This is a genomic window from Pantoea sp. R102 (assembly GCF_004916815.1).
Taxonomy (GTDB): domain Bacteria; phylum Pseudomonadota; class Gammaproteobacteria; order Enterobacterales; family Enterobacteriaceae; genus Pantoea; species Pantoea dispersa.
Genome location: NZ_SDFT01000013.1, coordinates 22975 through 37498, shown reverse-complemented (window position 1 = coordinate 37498; position 14524 = coordinate 22975). Strand labels below are relative to the sequence as shown.

Annotated in this window: 14 protein-coding genes; 1 reads left to right on the top strand and 13 read right to left on the bottom strand. The window is 58.4% G+C overall.

Annotated elements, in window-relative coordinates; translation table 11 throughout:
* The 6 genes from ERD80_RS01870 to sdhC form a co-directional block, all read right to left on the bottom strand.
* Nucleotides 1-193 (bottom strand): biotin/lipoyl-containing protein (locus ERD80_RS01870; protein WP_348769903.1); only part of this gene is annotated, 193 nt, incomplete at its 3' end.
* Nucleotides 194-208: 15 nt separating this feature from the next.
* A complete protein-coding gene (sucA, locus tag ERD80_RS01865; RefSeq protein WP_021508537.1) occupies nt 209-3016 on the bottom strand; it encodes a 2-oxoglutarate dehydrogenase E1 component in 2808 nt (935 codons plus the stop codon).
* 206 nt (nt 3017-3222) lie between these two features.
* A complete protein-coding gene (locus ERD80_RS01860; RefSeq protein ID WP_021508538.1) occupies nt 3223-3939 on the bottom strand; it encodes a succinate dehydrogenase iron-sulfur subunit in 717 nt (238 codons plus the stop codon).
* A gap of 14 nt (nt 3940-3953) precedes the next feature.
* Complete coding sequence (sdhA, locus tag ERD80_RS01855) at nt 3954-5720, bottom strand: succinate dehydrogenase flavoprotein subunit (protein WP_136545588.1); 1767 nt, start codon at nt 5718-5720, stop codon at nt 3954-3956.
* Entirely contained in the window at nt 5721-6068 is a 348-nt protein-coding gene (gene sdhD / locus ERD80_RS01850) for a succinate dehydrogenase membrane anchor subunit (protein ID WP_021508540.1), read from the bottom strand.
* Entirely contained in the window at nt 6062-6451 is a 390-nt protein-coding gene (sdhC, locus tag ERD80_RS01845; protein ID WP_021508541.1) for a succinate dehydrogenase cytochrome b556 subunit, read from the bottom strand. The genes sdhD and sdhC overlap by 7 nt, the downstream gene beginning before the upstream one ends.
* 755 nt (nt 6452-7206) lie before the next feature.
* On the opposite strand from sdhC, the gene ERD80_RS01840 reads away from it, so the two are divergent.
* Entirely contained in the window at nt 7207-8490 is a 1284-nt protein-coding gene (locus tag ERD80_RS01840) for a citrate synthase (RefSeq protein WP_021508542.1), read from the top strand.
* A 350-nt stretch (nt 8491-8840) separates the two neighbouring features.
* Here ERD80_RS01840 and nei read toward each other — a convergent pair whose 3' ends face one another.
* The 7 genes from nei to pxpB are packed head-to-tail and all read right to left on the bottom strand — an operon-like array spanning nt 8841 to nt 14408.
* A complete protein-coding gene (gene nei, locus ERD80_RS01835; RefSeq protein WP_021508543.1) occupies nt 8841-9629 on the bottom strand; it encodes an endonuclease VIII in 789 nt (262 codons plus the stop codon).
* Between the two features lie 12 nt (nt 9630-9641).
* Nucleotides 9642-10289, bottom strand: a complete 648-nt coding sequence (gene pcp / locus ERD80_RS01830; RefSeq protein ID WP_059010761.1) for a pyroglutamyl-peptidase I — start codon at nt 10287-10289, stop codon at nt 9642-9644.
* Between the two features lie 7 nt (nt 10290-10296).
* Nucleotides 10297-11313, bottom strand: a complete 1017-nt coding sequence (locus tag ERD80_RS01825; RefSeq protein ID WP_058769447.1) for a DUF979 domain-containing protein — start codon at nt 11311-11313, stop codon at nt 10297-10299.
* Nucleotides 11313-12041 (bottom strand): DUF969 domain-containing protein, encoded by a 729-nt coding sequence (locus tag ERD80_RS01820; protein WP_058775286.1) that lies wholly within the window; start codon nt 12039-12041, stop codon nt 11313-11315. Before ERD80_RS01820 ends, ERD80_RS01825 begins: the two co-directional genes overlap by 1 nt.
* A gap of 57 nt (nt 12042-12098) precedes the next feature.
* Nucleotides 12099-12836 (bottom strand): 5-oxoprolinase subunit PxpA, encoded by a 738-nt coding sequence (pxpA, locus tag ERD80_RS01815; protein ID WP_021508547.1) that lies wholly within the window; start codon nt 12834-12836, stop codon nt 12099-12101.
* Nucleotides 12820-13758 (bottom strand): 5-oxoprolinase subunit PxpC, encoded by a 939-nt coding sequence (gene pxpC / locus ERD80_RS01810; protein WP_058757884.1) that lies wholly within the window; start codon nt 13756-13758, stop codon nt 12820-12822. The genes pxpA and pxpC overlap by 17 nt, the downstream gene beginning before the upstream one ends.
* A complete protein-coding gene (gene pxpB, locus ERD80_RS01805) occupies nt 13752-14408 on the bottom strand; it encodes a 5-oxoprolinase subunit PxpB (protein WP_136545587.1) in 657 nt (218 codons plus the stop codon). The genes pxpC and pxpB overlap by 7 nt, the downstream gene beginning before the upstream one ends.
* Nucleotides 14409-14524: the final 116 nt, after the last annotated feature.

Genomic DNA, 14524 nt, shown 5'->3' with positions numbered 1-14524 from the left:
CTTCGTCTTCCAGCACCGCTTCCAGCACACCGTCAGCGGCGGCAGGCACTTCCAGTACCACTTTGTCAGTTTCGATCTCGACCAGCACTTCGTCGCGGGTCACAGAGTCGCCGGGTTTTTTATGCCAGGTGGCTACCGTGGCGTCCGCTACGGATTCAGGCAAATCGGGAACGAGAATTTCTACGCTACTCATTTTCTTTCCTTTTAATTAACCAAGGTTCAGCGCGTCATTGACCAGGTCTTGCTGCTGTTGTTGATGTACGGACATATAGCCCACGGCCGGTGAAGCAGAAGCCGGACGGCCTGCGTAACGCAGTGACGCACCAAATGGAACCACTTCGCGGAAATGATGCTGACTGCAATACCATGCGCCCTGGTTCAGTGGCTCTTCCTGACACCAGACGAAATCCTGAACATGGGCGTAATTCTTCAGCGCTTCCTGCACCGCTTTGTGCGGGAACGGATAGAGCTGTTCGATACGCACGATGGCGACATCGGTCTGCTCGTTCTTACGACGCTGCTCCAGCAGATCGTAATAAACTTTACCGGAGCACAGCACTACGCGTTTCACCTGCTGCGGATCGAGGTCGTCGATCTCACCAATCGCCGGCTGGAAGCTGCCGTTGGCCAGCTCATCAAGGCTGGATACTGCCAGCGGATGACGCAGCAGCGACTTCGGCGACATCACGATCAGCGGACGGCGCATACCGCGCAGCGCCTGACGACGCAGCATGTGGTAGACCTGCGCTGGCGTTGATGGCACGCAGACCTGCATGTTCTGCTCAGCACACAGCTGCAGATAGCGCTCAAGGCGCGCGGAGGAGTGCTCCGGCCCCTGCCCTTCGTAGCCGTGCGGCAGCAGCATCACCAGACCACACATGCGGCCCCATTTCTGCTCGCCGGAGCTGATGAACTGATCGATCACCACCTGAGCGCCGTTGGCGAAGTCACCGAACTGCGCTTCCCAGATGGTCAGCACGCGCGGCTCGGCGGTGGCGTAACCGTATTCGAACGCCAGTACCGCTTCTTCCGACAGCACCGAATCCCACACCTTGAACTGACCCTGACCGTTATGGATGTGGTGTAGCGGAGTGTAAGTCGAGCCGTTCTGCTGGTTGTGAATCACCGCGTGACGGTGGAAGAAGGTGCCGCGGCCGGAGTCTTCACCCGACAGGCGCACCGGAATGCCTTCATCGACCAGCGTGGCGTAAGCGAGGTTTTCCGCGCCGCCCCAGTCGAACAGCTTGTTGCCTTCCGCCATCTCTTTGCGATCGTTGTAAATTTTGGCAACGCGCGACTGCACTTCCACCGCTTCCGGAATGCTGCTGATGCGGCGCGCCAGCTCCTGCAGACGTTTCATGTCCACGGTTTCCGGGTAGCTCTCATCCCACTCGTGGTTGAGGTACGGAGACCAGGTGAACGAGTGCAGGCTCATCGGACGCCATTCCGGCACCACGCACTCGCCTTCATCCAGCGCATCGCGGTACAGGTTTACCAGCTCGGTGGCATCTTCCTGCGTGGCCACGCCTTCGCTTTCCAGCTGATCGGCGTAGATTTTGCGCGGCGTCGGATGCTTTTTGATTTTCTGATACATCAGCGGCTGGGTTGCGCTTGGCTCGTCGGCTTCGTTATGGCCGTGACGGCGGTAGCACACCAGATCGATGAACACATCGCGTTTGAAGGTGTTGCGATAATCCAGCGCCAGACGGGTAACAAACGCTACCGCCTCCGGATCGTCCGCGTTGACGTGGAAGATCGGTGCCAGCACCATTTTGCCGATGTCGGTGCAGTACGGGGTAGAACGCGCATCTTTCGGATTCGAGGTGGTGAAGCCCACCTGGTTATTAATCACGATGCGTACGGTGCCGCCCACTTCGTAACCGCGAGCCTGCGACATGTTCAGGGTTTCCTGCACCACGCCCTGGCCAATAACCGCGGCATCACCGTGAATGGTGATCGGCAGGACTTTGTTGCTGCCCGGCTCCGCCAGACGATCCAGACGCGCACGCACCGAGCCCATGACTACCGGGCTTACAATTTCCAGATGCGACGGGTTGAACGCCAGCGCCAGGTGTACCAGGCCGCCTTCGGTTTCCACGTCTGACGAGAAGCCCATGTGGTATTTCACGTCACCGGTACCGAGGTGCTCTTTGTGCTTGCCGGAGAACTCGTCGAACAGATCCTGCGGTTTTTTACCCAGCACGTTGATCAGCACGTTGAGACGACCGCGGTGCGCCATGCCCAGCACCACTTCACGCGTGCCGCTCTTGCCGGCGTGGCGAATCATTTCGCGCAGCATCGGTACCAGCGCATCACCGCCTTCCAGCGAGAAGCGTTTGGCACCCGGGAATTTCGCGCCGAGGTATTTTTCCAGGCCCTCTGCCGCCGTCAGCTCTTTCAGGAAACCTTTTTTCTCGTCCGCGCTGAATGACGCATGGCCCACCACCGATTCCAGACGCTGCTGAATCCAGCGCTTCTCTTCAGTGTTGTTGATGTGCATGTACTCTGCACCAATCGAACCACAGTAGGTCTGCTGCAGTGCGGCATAAAGATCGGCCAGCTTCATGGTCTCTTTGCCAATGGCGAAAGAGCCTACGTTAAAGCTTTCCTGAAAATCGGCGTCGGTCAGATCGTGGAAGGCCGGATCGAGATCCGCCACGCGCTCCTGCTTCCACAGGCCGAGCGGATCGAGGTTAGCGTGCTGATGGCCGCGGAAGCGGAACGCATTAATCAGCTGCAGCACTTTAACCTGTTTGGAATTAGCGGCCGGATCGGTGACTGTGGAGGTGTAGCGGGTGGCGTCTTTCGCCAGGCGGCGGAAGTATTCACGCGTCGTGGAGTGAAACTGCTCAGGTTTCACGCCGGTGCCCGGCAGCTGCTGGAACATCGAGCGCCACACTTCATCAACAGAGTCAGGATCGGTCAGGAAATCCTCATAGAGTTGCTCTATGTAGGACTGGTTCGCGCCGGCCAGCCAGGAGGAGTCCAGCCAGGGTTTCATCGCGCTGTTCTGCATTGTGATCCCTTAAGCATTAATCTGCTTTTTTGAGGTTTCATTTGTTGCCGCTTACGCGGCTTGCCGTAGTGAGTTCAGCGATACGAACCTGTGCGCAACCGGCGCCTGGCCCGTAAGGGAACCTTTATAAGCGTGGTCAGTACCGCGCTTATAGAGGCTTCCGTAAACGATCGGGAACCTGAGTTCCCGATCGTGACTTCCGTTTGTTACGCTCCGCGCTGCAGCAGCATCGACTTAATGTGGCCGATGGCGCGCGTTGGGTTTAAGCCTTTCGGGCACACGCTCACACAGTTCATGATGCTGTGACAGCGGAAAACACTGAAAGCATCATTCAGATTGTCGAGGCGCGCATCGGTTTCGGTGTCGCGGCTGTCAATCAGGAAGCGGTACGCCGCCAGCAGGCCGGCCGGACCGATGAACTTGTCCGGATTCCACCAGAACGATGGGCACGACGTGGAGCAGCAGGCACAGAGAATACACTCGTACAGGCCGTCCAGGTGCTCGCGCTGCGCAGGCGTTTGCAGATGCTCGCGCGCTGGCGGATTTTCCCCATTATTCAACAGGAAAGGCTTAATCTTCTCATACTGAGCATAGAATTGTCCCATGTCCACCACGAGGTCGCGGATTACCGGCAAACCGGGCAGCGGACGGATAACAATCTTCTTGCTGCCATTGCCCAGTGCGGAGACCGGCGTGATACACGCCAGGCCATTTTTACCGTTCATGTTGAGGCCATCGGAGCCGCACACGCCTTCACGGCAGGAGCGACGGAAGGCCAGCGTAGGATCCTTCTCTTTCAGACGGATCAGCGCGTCCAGCAGCATCATGTCGCGACCATCTTCCGCTTCGAGGGTGTAATCCTGCATGCGCGGTTTGTCATCGACTTCCGGGTTGTAACGATAGATAGAAAATTCGAGTCTCATGATGATCTCCGCAATTAGTAAGTACGCGCTTTCGGCGGGAAGGCCGCACGCAGTTTCGGTTGCATGTTCACCTCACGGCGCGTCATGCTTTCCGTTTGCGGAACATAGAGGCTGTGGCACAGCCAGTTGGCATCATCACGCTCCGGATAGTCGAAGCGGCTGTGAGCGCCACGGCTTTCGGTGCGGAAGTTAGCCGCTACCGCGGTGGCGTAAGCGGTTTCCATCAGGTTATCAAGCTCCAGGCATTCGATACGCTGGGTATTGAAGTCCGGTGAACGGTCATCGAGACGCGCGTTTTTCAGGCGCTCACGAATCTCTTTCAGCTCGGCCAGGCCTTCACGCATCGCATCCCCTTCGCGGAATACCGAGAAGTTGTTCTGCATGCAGCGCTGCAGCGCCTTGCGGATTTCAACCGGATCTTCACCGGTGGTGTTGTTTTCCCAGCGGTTGAAGCGGGCCATCGCCGCGTCGATTTCATCTTCGGTGGCGTCGCGCAGTTCGCCCTGCTCAGCGATGCACTCCATCAGGTGAACACCGGCCGCGCGGCCAAATACCACCAAGTCGAGCAGCGAGTTGCCGCCAAGACGGTTTGCGCCGTGTACCGATACGCAGGCAATTTCGCCTACCGCGAACAGGCCCGGAATCACTTCATCTTCGCCCTGCTCGTTAACGCGCAGCGCCTGACCGGTCACGCGGGTCGGCACGCCGCCCATCATGTAGTGGCAGGTCGGGATAACCGGAATCGGTTCTTTAATCGGGTCAACGTGAGCAAAGGTGCGCGACAGTTCGAGGATGCCCGGCAGACGGGATTCCAGCACTTCAGCGCCCAGATGGTCGAGTTTCAGTTTGATGTGTGGACCCCATGGGCCGTCGCAGCCGCGACCTTCACGAATTTCCACCATCATTGAACGCGCCACCACATCACGGCCCGCCAGGTCTTTAGCGTTTGGTGCGTAGCGCTCCATGAAACGTTCGCCATGCTTGTTCAGCAGATAGCCACCTTCACCACGGCAGCCTTCGGTCACCAGCACACCCGCCCCGGCGATGCCGGTTGGGTGGAACTGCCACATCTCCATATCCTGCATTGGCACGCCGGCACGCAGCGCCATGCCGACGCCGTCGCCGGTGTTGATGTGGGCGTTGGTGGTGGACTGATAGATACGGCCAGCACCGCCGGTCGCGAGGATAGTGGCTTTGGCTTTAAAGTAGACAGTTTCACCGGTTTCGATGCAGATGGCGGTACAGCCGACGATCGCGCCGTCAGCGTTTTTCACCAGATCCAGTGCATACCACTCGGAGAAGATGGTGGTTTTGTTTTTCAGGTTCTGCTGATACAGCGTATGCAGCAGGGCGTGGCCGGTGCGGTCGGCAGCAGCAGCGGTACGCGCCGCCTGCTCACCACCGAAGTTTTTCGACTGGCCACCAAACGGACGCTGATAAACGCGGCCGTCATCAAGACGGGAGATTGGCAGGCCCATGTGCTCCAGCTCCAGAATCGCTTCCGGACCGGTTTTACACATATATTCGATCGCGTCCTGGTCACCGATGTAATCGGAGCCTTTGACAGTATCGTACATGTGCCATTCCCAGTTATCTTCGTGGGAGTTACCCAGCGCCACGGTAATCCCGCCCTGCGCCGATACGGTGTGGGAACGGGTTGGGAACACTTTGGATAACAGAGCACAGCTCTGGCCCGACTGGGAGATTTGCAGCGCGGCGCGCATACCCGCACCACCTGCGCCGATCACCACGGCATCAAATTCTCTGACTGGCAAACTCATTTACACACCCCACACCACAACAGTTCCATAAATTGCATACGACAACAGCGCGACCACAATCACCAGTTGCAACACCAGACGCGTTGCCAGCGGTTTCACGTAGTCGGTCAGGACCTGCCACATGCCAATCCAGCCGTGGACCAGAATCGAGAACAGCGTCAGCAACGTGAACACTTTGGTAAAGGAGGAAGCGAAAAAGCCGCGCCAGACGTCATACGTCAGCGTGCCGGTCATCACGACAAAACCGAGGATGTAGAGAATGTAGAGCGTAATTAAGATTGCAGCAGCACGCAGTAACAGCCAGTCATGGATACCGTTGCGTCCTAATGCAGAAGCATTGCTTACCATACGAGGACTCCAGCCAGAATTGAGAGCACGACAGTGATAACAAAAACCGCTTGCGCGGTACGGGTTCCCACCTGCAGGGTTTCTGCCGTAAAACCGAAGTCGGCCAGCATGTGACGAATGCCGCTTGCTGCGTGATATGCCAGCGCGGTCAGAATGCCCCACATGATGAATTTGGCGAAGAAGCTATCCATGATGGATGCCGCTTGCTGGAAACCTTCCGGAGAAGAGAGGGAGAGACCCAGTAACCAGAGCAGAATTCCGAGAGCGACAAAGGTAATCACGCCGGAGACGCGGTGGAGAATGGACGATATTGCAGTAACGGGAAACCGGATCGTCGAGAGATCCAAGTTAACAGGTCTTTGTTTTTTCACGGTTTTGCCCACACAGCTCTTTTTTATTTTGCTTCCTCCGGTCCTGAGTTACAGAAGAGCACAGTGCGTGTTCGGACTGCAACCGCCACCAAAATAGCAACATCCAGTGTTAAATGAAGCGGGTAAAACGCTGGGTGGCTCCTGGTGTCAGGGTATTCCGGAGACCTGGCGGCAGTATAGGAGGATCACATTCTGATTACAATTCCCCTACAATCTCTTTGGTCACATTTAAGCTGAACAGTGATCCGCCTCACGTATTTCACAATTTATACATTTTTAATTATCTGATTTGACAATAGATCAACATTTCAGTTACAAACGAACGCACTAAAACCCTATGATGCATAAAAGTTATGGGGATACACTTTCCCCTAAGCTCAAGTTATGTAACATTGCCTTTACGAGCAACACAAACCGTCAGGTTATTGGTTACCAAGAAGTTATGTCGTGACAGGATCTTTAACATCCACGATGTGCAGCGCGTCATGCCCGGACACCACCGATTGGCTTTACACATTTCGCTCCGTAACCTTGCAGCATGAACGTTACCGCTGAGTGATGCTGTGAAGATTCTGTTTTAGCCTAAGTCGTACGGGTTGCAACAAGGCAGTAAGCGTGCAAATGATGGGCGTTTACGCAAGTAAATGACCGCACTGCGCGCGCGCAGCCAGTGTAGCGGCGGCCCGAAAATACGGCGGGTAAACGCAACATGATGACTGTTCTGGTGTCTAAGATCCTTACCTACTAAGGCGCTATGGAGACGAAAAATGACAGATAAAAAAGTGACGCTAACCCTACAAGATAACAACTCCGTGGAACTGGATGTGATGCAAGGCACGCTGGGACAGGATGTTGTTGATGTCCGCGCCCTTGGCTCAAAAGGCCTGTTCACCTTCGACCCCGGTTTTACCTCTACGGCGTCCTGCGAATCAAAAATTACCTTTATTGATGGTGATGAAGGGATTTTGTTACATCGCGGTTTCCCTATCGATCAGCTGGCTACCCACTCAAACTATCTGGAAGTGTGCTACATCCTGCTGAACGGCGAAGCCCCAACTCAGGCGCAGTACGACGAGTTCCGCACTACCGTAACCCGTCACACCATGATTCACGAGCAGATCACCCGCCTGTTCCACGGCTTCCGTCGTGATTCACACCCGATGGCAGTGATGTGCGGCGTGACCGGCGCGCTGGCCGCCTTCTATCACGATTCATTAGACGTGAATATTGAACGTCACCGTGAAATCGCCGCATTCCGCCTGCTGTCAAAAATGCCGACCATGGCCGCGATGTGTTACAAATACTCCATCGGCCAGCCGTTTGTGTATCCGCGTAACGACCTCTCCTATGCCGGTAACTTCCTGCATATGATGTTTGCTACGCCGTGTGAAGAGTACAAAGTGAACCCGGTGCTGGAACGCGCCATGGACCGTATCCTGATCCTGCACGCTGACCACGAACAGAACGCATCAACCTCTACCGTGCGTACCGCCGGTTCTTCCGGTGCCAACCCGTTTGCCTGTATCGCCGCCGGTATCGCCTCGCTGTGGGGACCTGCGCACGGTGGTGCCAACGAAGCCACGCTGCGTATGCTGGAAGAGATCAGCACCGTTGATCACATCCCGGAATTCGTGCGTCGCGCCAAAGATAAGAACGATTCGTTCCGTCTGATGGGCTTCGGTCACCGTGTGTATAAGAACTATGACCCGCGCGCGACCGTGATGCGTGAAACCTGTCATGAAGTGCTGAACGAGCTGGGCATGAAGGACGACCTGCTGGAAGTGGCGATGGAGCTGGAGCACATCGCGCTGAACGACCCGTACTTCATCGAGCGCAAACTCTATCCGAACGTCGATTTCTATTCCGGCATCATCCTGAAAGCGATGGGCATTCCGTCATCAATGTTTACCGTGATCTTCGCGATGGCGCGTACCGTTGGCTGGATTGCGCACTGGAAAGAGATGCACGACGAAGGCATGAAGATTGCCCGCCCACGTCAGCTCTACACCGGTTACACCGAGCGCGAATTCAGCTCGGCGCTGAAAAAATAACAATCAGGGCGGGTTATCCCGCCCTTTTCTTTTTTAGTACACGGCGAAAGTTTGGGGCGCATCGTGCCGAGCCCTGCCTGGCTGAGCCCCGTTTCAGGCGTCCTCGCGCCGCTGACGCGGTACCTTCACATCCCTCGTCAGTCTGACGGACCGCCGTCGACGGGACATCCTGTCCCGGCTCCGGCTTTCGCCCGCATCCATGCGGTCTCATCCTGACTTCCTCATGCTGTTCAGCGCTGCGAATTGCCTGTCCCGGGGCTCAGCCAGTCAGTGCATTAGCTCTGGTGCAGTTTGCCGGGAGACGATGCGGGGATGGTCTGTCCCGCGCCTTTTCTAATGATGACCAAAACTCAATGCTGACAGCCCGGACACCAGTAAAACGGTCGTGATGACAGTACGCCCTTCTCAATGACGGTGCCGCAGCGCCGGCACTTTTTGCCCTGACGGTGAAACACCTCGAAACGAAACGCGGCCTCTTCGTGATACTTCTTCATGCTGCCACGCATCTGATAGGACAAACGTGGCACCGCCAGCATGGCGTAGCTCAGGGCATCCAGCTGCTGGTCGTTCAAATCCTGTGCACGATGCTGCGCCAGCAAACCGGCGTGCCACAAAATCTCGACGCGCAGATAGTTGCCGAGCCCGGCGAGAAATGCCTGATCCAGCAGCAAACCGCTGAACTGACGCCGACGAAAGCGCGGCGACAGCAGCCGCTCGCGCACCTCTTCCACCGTCAGCGTAGCGTCCAGCACGTCAGGTCCGACGCGTTGTAAAAACGGATGCGCGCCGAGCGTATCTGCGTTCAGTAGCTCAATATCCGAAGCGCTATAGAGCAAAATTGCCCGGTCGGCATTACCCAGCCGCACGCGCAGCTGGCGCGAAGTATTGGGCTCAGTTCCGCTCGGCACCACACGCCACACGCCGTACAGCTGATTATGGCTGTACAGCGTCAGTCCGTTAGAGAAGTGCGTCAGCAGTGCCTTGCCGCGCGTTTCAAAGGCGTCGATGGTTTCCCCCATCAGCGCCGGTTCGTAGGTCTTCAGCGCCGGAAAAGCAAACCACACCTCTGTCAGAGGCTTGCCCACCATTGCCGCTGCAAGTTGATCCGCCGCGCGGCGGATCTCCGGTCCCTCTGGCATAACCGCTCCTGATTAATGGGTTGCGCCGCCCACTTCGCGAATGTCTTTCTCTGTGCTGAGAATCACCTGCAGCGACGTTTCCAGCGCCTGAATCACACTGGCGGTCGACATACTCGGTGCACCAGGATGCTGCGCCGCCTGCTGCGGCATATACGGGATATGCACGAAACCGCCGCGTGCTGCGCTGCCTGTGGTCTGCAGCCAGTGCAGCAGGTGATACATGACGTTATTGCAGGTAAATGTCCCGGCGGTTTGCGACACCGAAGCCGGAATCCCCACTTCGCGCAGTGCCGCGACCATCGCTTTGATCGGCAGCGTGGAAAAATAGGCCGCCGGTCCCCCGGTGACAATCGGCTGATCGACCGGCTGCTGCTGGTCGTTATCCGGAATGCGCGCATCGTTCACATTAATCGCCACGCGCTCTACGCTGATATCGCTGCGCCCGCCAGCCTGGCCGACGCACAGCACGCGGTGCGGCTGCAACTCTTCCAGCGCAGCGGTCAGCACCTGGCCGCAGCGGGCGAATACCACCGGCAGCTGGCGCACCACAATCCGCGCGCCGCCGAACTCCCGACCATCAAAGCTGCGCACCGCTTCCCACGACGGATTAATGCGCTCGCCGCCAAACGGCTCGAACGCCGTCATTAACACCGTTTTCATCGCAACCTCACAGGAACATCAGGAAATAAAGCAGGAAAATATTTACTACTAACAGTAGCACACCGGTTGGCACCTGAGCCTTGATCACCGCGTTACGATCCGGCAGCTCCAGTAAACGTGCCGGAACAATATTGAAGTTGGCAGCCATCGGTGTCATCAGCGTACCGCAGTAGCCGCAGAACATGCCGATCGCTGCCATCACCGCCGGATTGCCGCCGTGCTGCAGCACCAGAATCGGAATACCGATGCCGGCGGTGACAATCGGGAACGCCGCAAACGCATTGCCCATCACCATGGTCAGCAGCGCCATGCCCAGTGCATACACCGCGACCGCAATCAGCCGGTTATCCACCGCCAGATAGTGTTCAGTCAGATGCGAAATCGCCGTGCCGACGCCGGCGCTGGTAAACAGCAGGCCGAGCGTGGCGAGAATCTGTGGCAAAATAAACGCCCAGCCAACCGCATCCAGCAAACGCCGCGTCTCCTGCATCGACTGCAGCGGCTTCTCATGGGTAAACTTCAGCGCAATCAGCCAGCCCAGCACGCAGCCAATCATCATCGAAAACAGCGTGACCAGCGTCGAATGATTGCCCGGGCCAAACACCCTCTCCTGCAGACCGGGAATATGATTGAACGCCAGCACGCCAATCACCGTCACCAGCGGGATCGCCAGCGCCGGCAGAAACAGCTTATTGCCCAGACGCTGCGCGCTCTGCTGCTTCTGTTCATCGCTGCGCTGATGATAGCGACCGAGGCGCACGCCGCCGAACCCGGCAACCAGCGCCATGATCACCACCGCCGCGCCCACGGCAATATGCAACCAGCGACGTCCCAGCTCCGCATCACCGGCCCACTGCCCCATCAGTTGATAAGCACCGTCGCCAATCAGGAAAATCAGACCGTACAGCGCCCAGAATAAACCGGTGGTAAAACGGCGCGGGTTGGCGCTATCGCGCCATGACAGCAGCGCGACAATCAGCAGGATCGCCCCGGCCAGCCACATCAGATACTGTTGCTGAAACATCACTCACCTCCTTTTGCGCGCAGCGCCTGCTGGTTGAGCGCGCCCAGCTCACGCGACAGCTGACGGTCGAGCCGCACCAGTCGCGATGCATGAATCAGGAACGCACACAGCGCGGTCGGAATGCCCCACAGCGCGATGTGCAACGGCTCGGTGCTGATGCCCGCCGACTCCTGCATAAAGTTGTGCATAAAAATGATCGCGCCGAAGGCCACGAAAATATCTTCACCGAAGAACAGCCCGACGTTATCGGTGGCCGCCGACATGGCGCGCAGCCGCTGACGAATCTCCGGTGATACGCTGCCGTAACGGTTTTCAGTGGCACCTTCGGCCATCGGCGCCAGCAGCGGACGCACCATCTGCGGATGCCCGCCCAGGCTGGTCAGCCCCAGCGCCGCAGTCAGCTCACGCACGAACAGATAGACGATCAGTAAACGGCCGGCGGTGGCGGTTTTGATCCGGGCGATCCACGTCTGCGCACGCTCTTTCAAACCGTGGCGCTCCAGCAATCCGATGACCGCCAGCGGTAACAGCAGGATCAGCGGCAGATTACGGGTATTGAGAAAGCCGGAACCGAGCTTCTCCAGAATATCGCCGAGCGGCATATGCGCCGCCAGCCCGGTGACAAAACCGGCAACAATCACCACCAGCACCGGGTTGAAGCGCAGCACAAAGCCAAGCACAATCGCGGCAATGCCAAGTAACGGCCAGAGATTGACCACGTTATCCATGTTTTCCCCTCGTCAGAAATAAAAAGCCCGGCAACAGGCCGGGCTAACAGTCAATGATCAGGCGCTGGTGACAGCAATCTGATTTGTCGCAAAAGCGGCGCGCAGCGTGCGGGCGAATTCCAGCGCATGGGCGCCATCGCCGTGCAGACAGACCGTCTGCGCATTCACCGCCACCCATTCGCCGCTGACACTGCGCACCTGACGCTGCTGCACCATGGTGAGCGTCTGCGCCAGCGCCTGCTCAGCCTCTTCGATTAACGCCCCCGGCTGGCTGCGCGGCACCAGCGCGCCACTGGCCAGATAGCCGCGGTCAGCAAACACTTCTTCGCGCGTACGCAAACCATAATGCGCGGCGGCGGCAATTGAGGCGCTGCCCGCCAGGCCAACCAGAATCAGCGCCGGATCGACGGCTTTCACCGCGCGCGCAATCGCATCTGCCAGCACTGCATCTGACGCCGCCTGGTTATACAGCATGCCGTGCGGCTTCACGTGCACCAGCTTCGCCCCTTCACTTTCGGCAAGGCTTTTCAGGGCACCAATCTGGTAAATTACCTGCGCGTAAACGGTTTCCGGCGGCAGCTGCATGGCGGTCCGGCCAAAATTTTCCCGGTCGGGAAAGCTCGGATGCGCACCAATCGCCACGCCATTGGCGCTGGCCCAGCGCACCGACTGCAGCATGGTTTCGGCATCGCCGGCATGGAAACCGCAGGCGATGTTGGCCGAGCTCACCAGCTCCAGCAGGGCCCGATCGCTGGCACTGCCTTCACCGAGGTCGGCGTTAAGATCGATCTTCATGAGCAAGCCCCCAGGCTATCTGATCAAGCGAACGTTGCTGCTGCTGTTTGGCCAGCAGCGCCTCCTCCAGCGTGCAGCGGATGAAGTGAATCGGTTCTCCCAGACGAATCTGCGCCAGCTGATAGAGATCGGCTTCGATGACGCAGGCAATACGCGGATAGCCGCCGGTGGTTTGCGCATCGGCCATCAGCACAATCGGCTGACCGTTCGGCGGCACCTGCACCACACCCGGCACCAGGCCGTGCGACAGCAGTTCACGTGCGACACTGCGCTGCAGTGGACTGCCCTGCAGCCGGTAGCCCATGCGGTTACTTTGCGGGCTGAGCTGCCACGGGTTACGCCAGAATGCGTCCTGCGCGTCGTGGGTAAATTCGTTGTATTCCGGCCCCGGCAGCGCGCGGATGCGGTTGCCCCACAGCAGCTGCCGGACGCCAGCCTGATGGCTGAAGCGGCGCGTCGGCTTGCCCAGCGGCAGCTGATCGCCATCCTGCAGTTTACGCCCCTGCCAGCCGCCAAAGGCCGCTTTGAGATCGGTGCTGTGTGAGCCCAGCATCGCATCGATGGCGAAACCGCCGTTCACCGCCAGATAGCTGCGCATACCGCGCGTGGGCATGGACAGACTCAGCACCTGGCCTTTTTTCACCGGCAGACGCCAGCCGGTCCACACCGGCTGGCCATCCAGTTCGGCGCTGCAGCTGGCACCGGTCAGCGCAAACCAGCCGTCGCGACGAAACTCCGCTTTGAACTGACCGAGCACAATTTCCAGCACCGCGCTGTTTTCCGCATTGCCGACCAGCATATTGGCCGTGCGCATTGAAGGCTCATCCAGTGCGCCGCTCAGGCTGATGCCGTATTGCCGCCAGCCGTGGCGGCCGCGATCCTGCACCGAGGTCATTAATCCGGCACGCAAAATGTTTAACATACGCCCTCCCGTTGTGGCACGAAGCGGACGCTGTCGCCGGGACGCAACAGCGTCGGCGGCTGCTGTTGTGGATCGAACAGGTTGAGCGGCGTGTGGCCAATCAGCTGCCAGCCACCGGGCGCGGCCAGCGGATAGATGCCGGTCTGGCTGCCGCCAATGCCCACCGAACCGCCAGGCACCACCAGCCGGGGCTCGGCGCGACGCGGCGTGTGCAGCCGCTCATCAAGCCCACCGAGATAAGGGAAACCCGGCTGAAAGCCAATGAAATAGACCACGTAATCCGCGCTGCTGTGCAGCTCCACCACCTGTTGCGAGGTCAGCTCCGCCGCACGGGCGACCTCCGCCAGATCCGGTCCGCCCGCGCCGCCATACACCACTGGAATTTCCACCTGACGCGGCTCGGCCAGCAGCACCTCGCTCTCTTCCCACCAGCACTGCAAACGCTCGATGGCATCCAGCGCTTTCAGCTGCGGATCGCGCAGCAGCAGCGTCAGGTTATTCATGCCCGGAATCACTTCCGCGATCTGCTCATTCTGCTGCAGCCGCTGGCACAATCCCCAGATGCGCTGCTGGCTGACGAGCGAAACCGGCGGTTCCAGCTCCAGTACCACAGCCCGCTCACCCAGCAGATAACAACGTGCTCGTTGCAAAACCCACCTCCCGGTCATTAATAAAACGCGCCGTGACCGCAGTGACGGCGCGCCTGAGGGCATTCGCTTATGCGAAAAGTCAATAAGTTATGCGAAAGTGAAGGAGATGTGTCAAC

Bases quoted from the DNA above. Each gene is read 5' to 3' on its own strand.
- sucA (WP_021508537.1), bottom strand. From the start codon at position 3,016: ATGCAGAACAGCGCGATGAAACCCTGGCTGGACTCCTCCTGGCTGGCC.
- ERD80_RS01860 (WP_021508538.1), bottom strand. From the start codon at position 3,939: ATGAGACTCGAATTTTCTATCTATCGTTACAACCCGGAAGTCGATGAC.
- sdhA (WP_136545588.1), bottom strand. From the start codon at position 5,720: ATGAGTTTGCCAGTCAGAGAATTTGATGCCGTGGTGATCGGCGCAGGT.
- sdhD (WP_021508540.1), bottom strand. From the start codon at position 6,068: ATGGTAAGCAATGCTTCTGCATTAGGACGCAACGGTATCCATGACTGG.
- ERD80_RS01840 (WP_021508542.1), top strand. From the start codon at position 7,207: ATGACAGATAAAAAAGTGACGCTAACCCTACAAGATAACAACTCCGTG.
- nei (WP_021508543.1), bottom strand. From the start codon at position 9,629: ATGCCAGAGGGACCGGAGATCCGCCGCGCGGCGGATCAACTTGCAGCG.
- pcp (WP_059010761.1), bottom strand. From the start codon at position 10,289: ATGAAAACGGTGTTAATGACGGCGTTCGAGCCGTTTGGCGGCGAGCGC.
- ERD80_RS01825 (WP_058769447.1), bottom strand. From the start codon at position 11,313: ATGTTTCAGCAACAGTATCTGATGTGGCTGGCCGGGGCGATCCTGCTG.
- ERD80_RS01820 (WP_058775286.1), bottom strand. From the start codon at position 12,041: ATGGATAACGTGGTCAATCTCTGGCCGTTACTTGGCATTGCCGCGATT.
- pxpA (WP_021508547.1), bottom strand. From the start codon at position 12,836: ATGAAGATCGATCTTAACGCCGACCTCGGTGAAGGCAGTGCCAGCGAT.
- pxpC (WP_058757884.1), bottom strand. From the start codon at position 13,758: ATGTTAAACATTTTGCGTGCCGGATTAATGACCTCGGTGCAGGATCGC.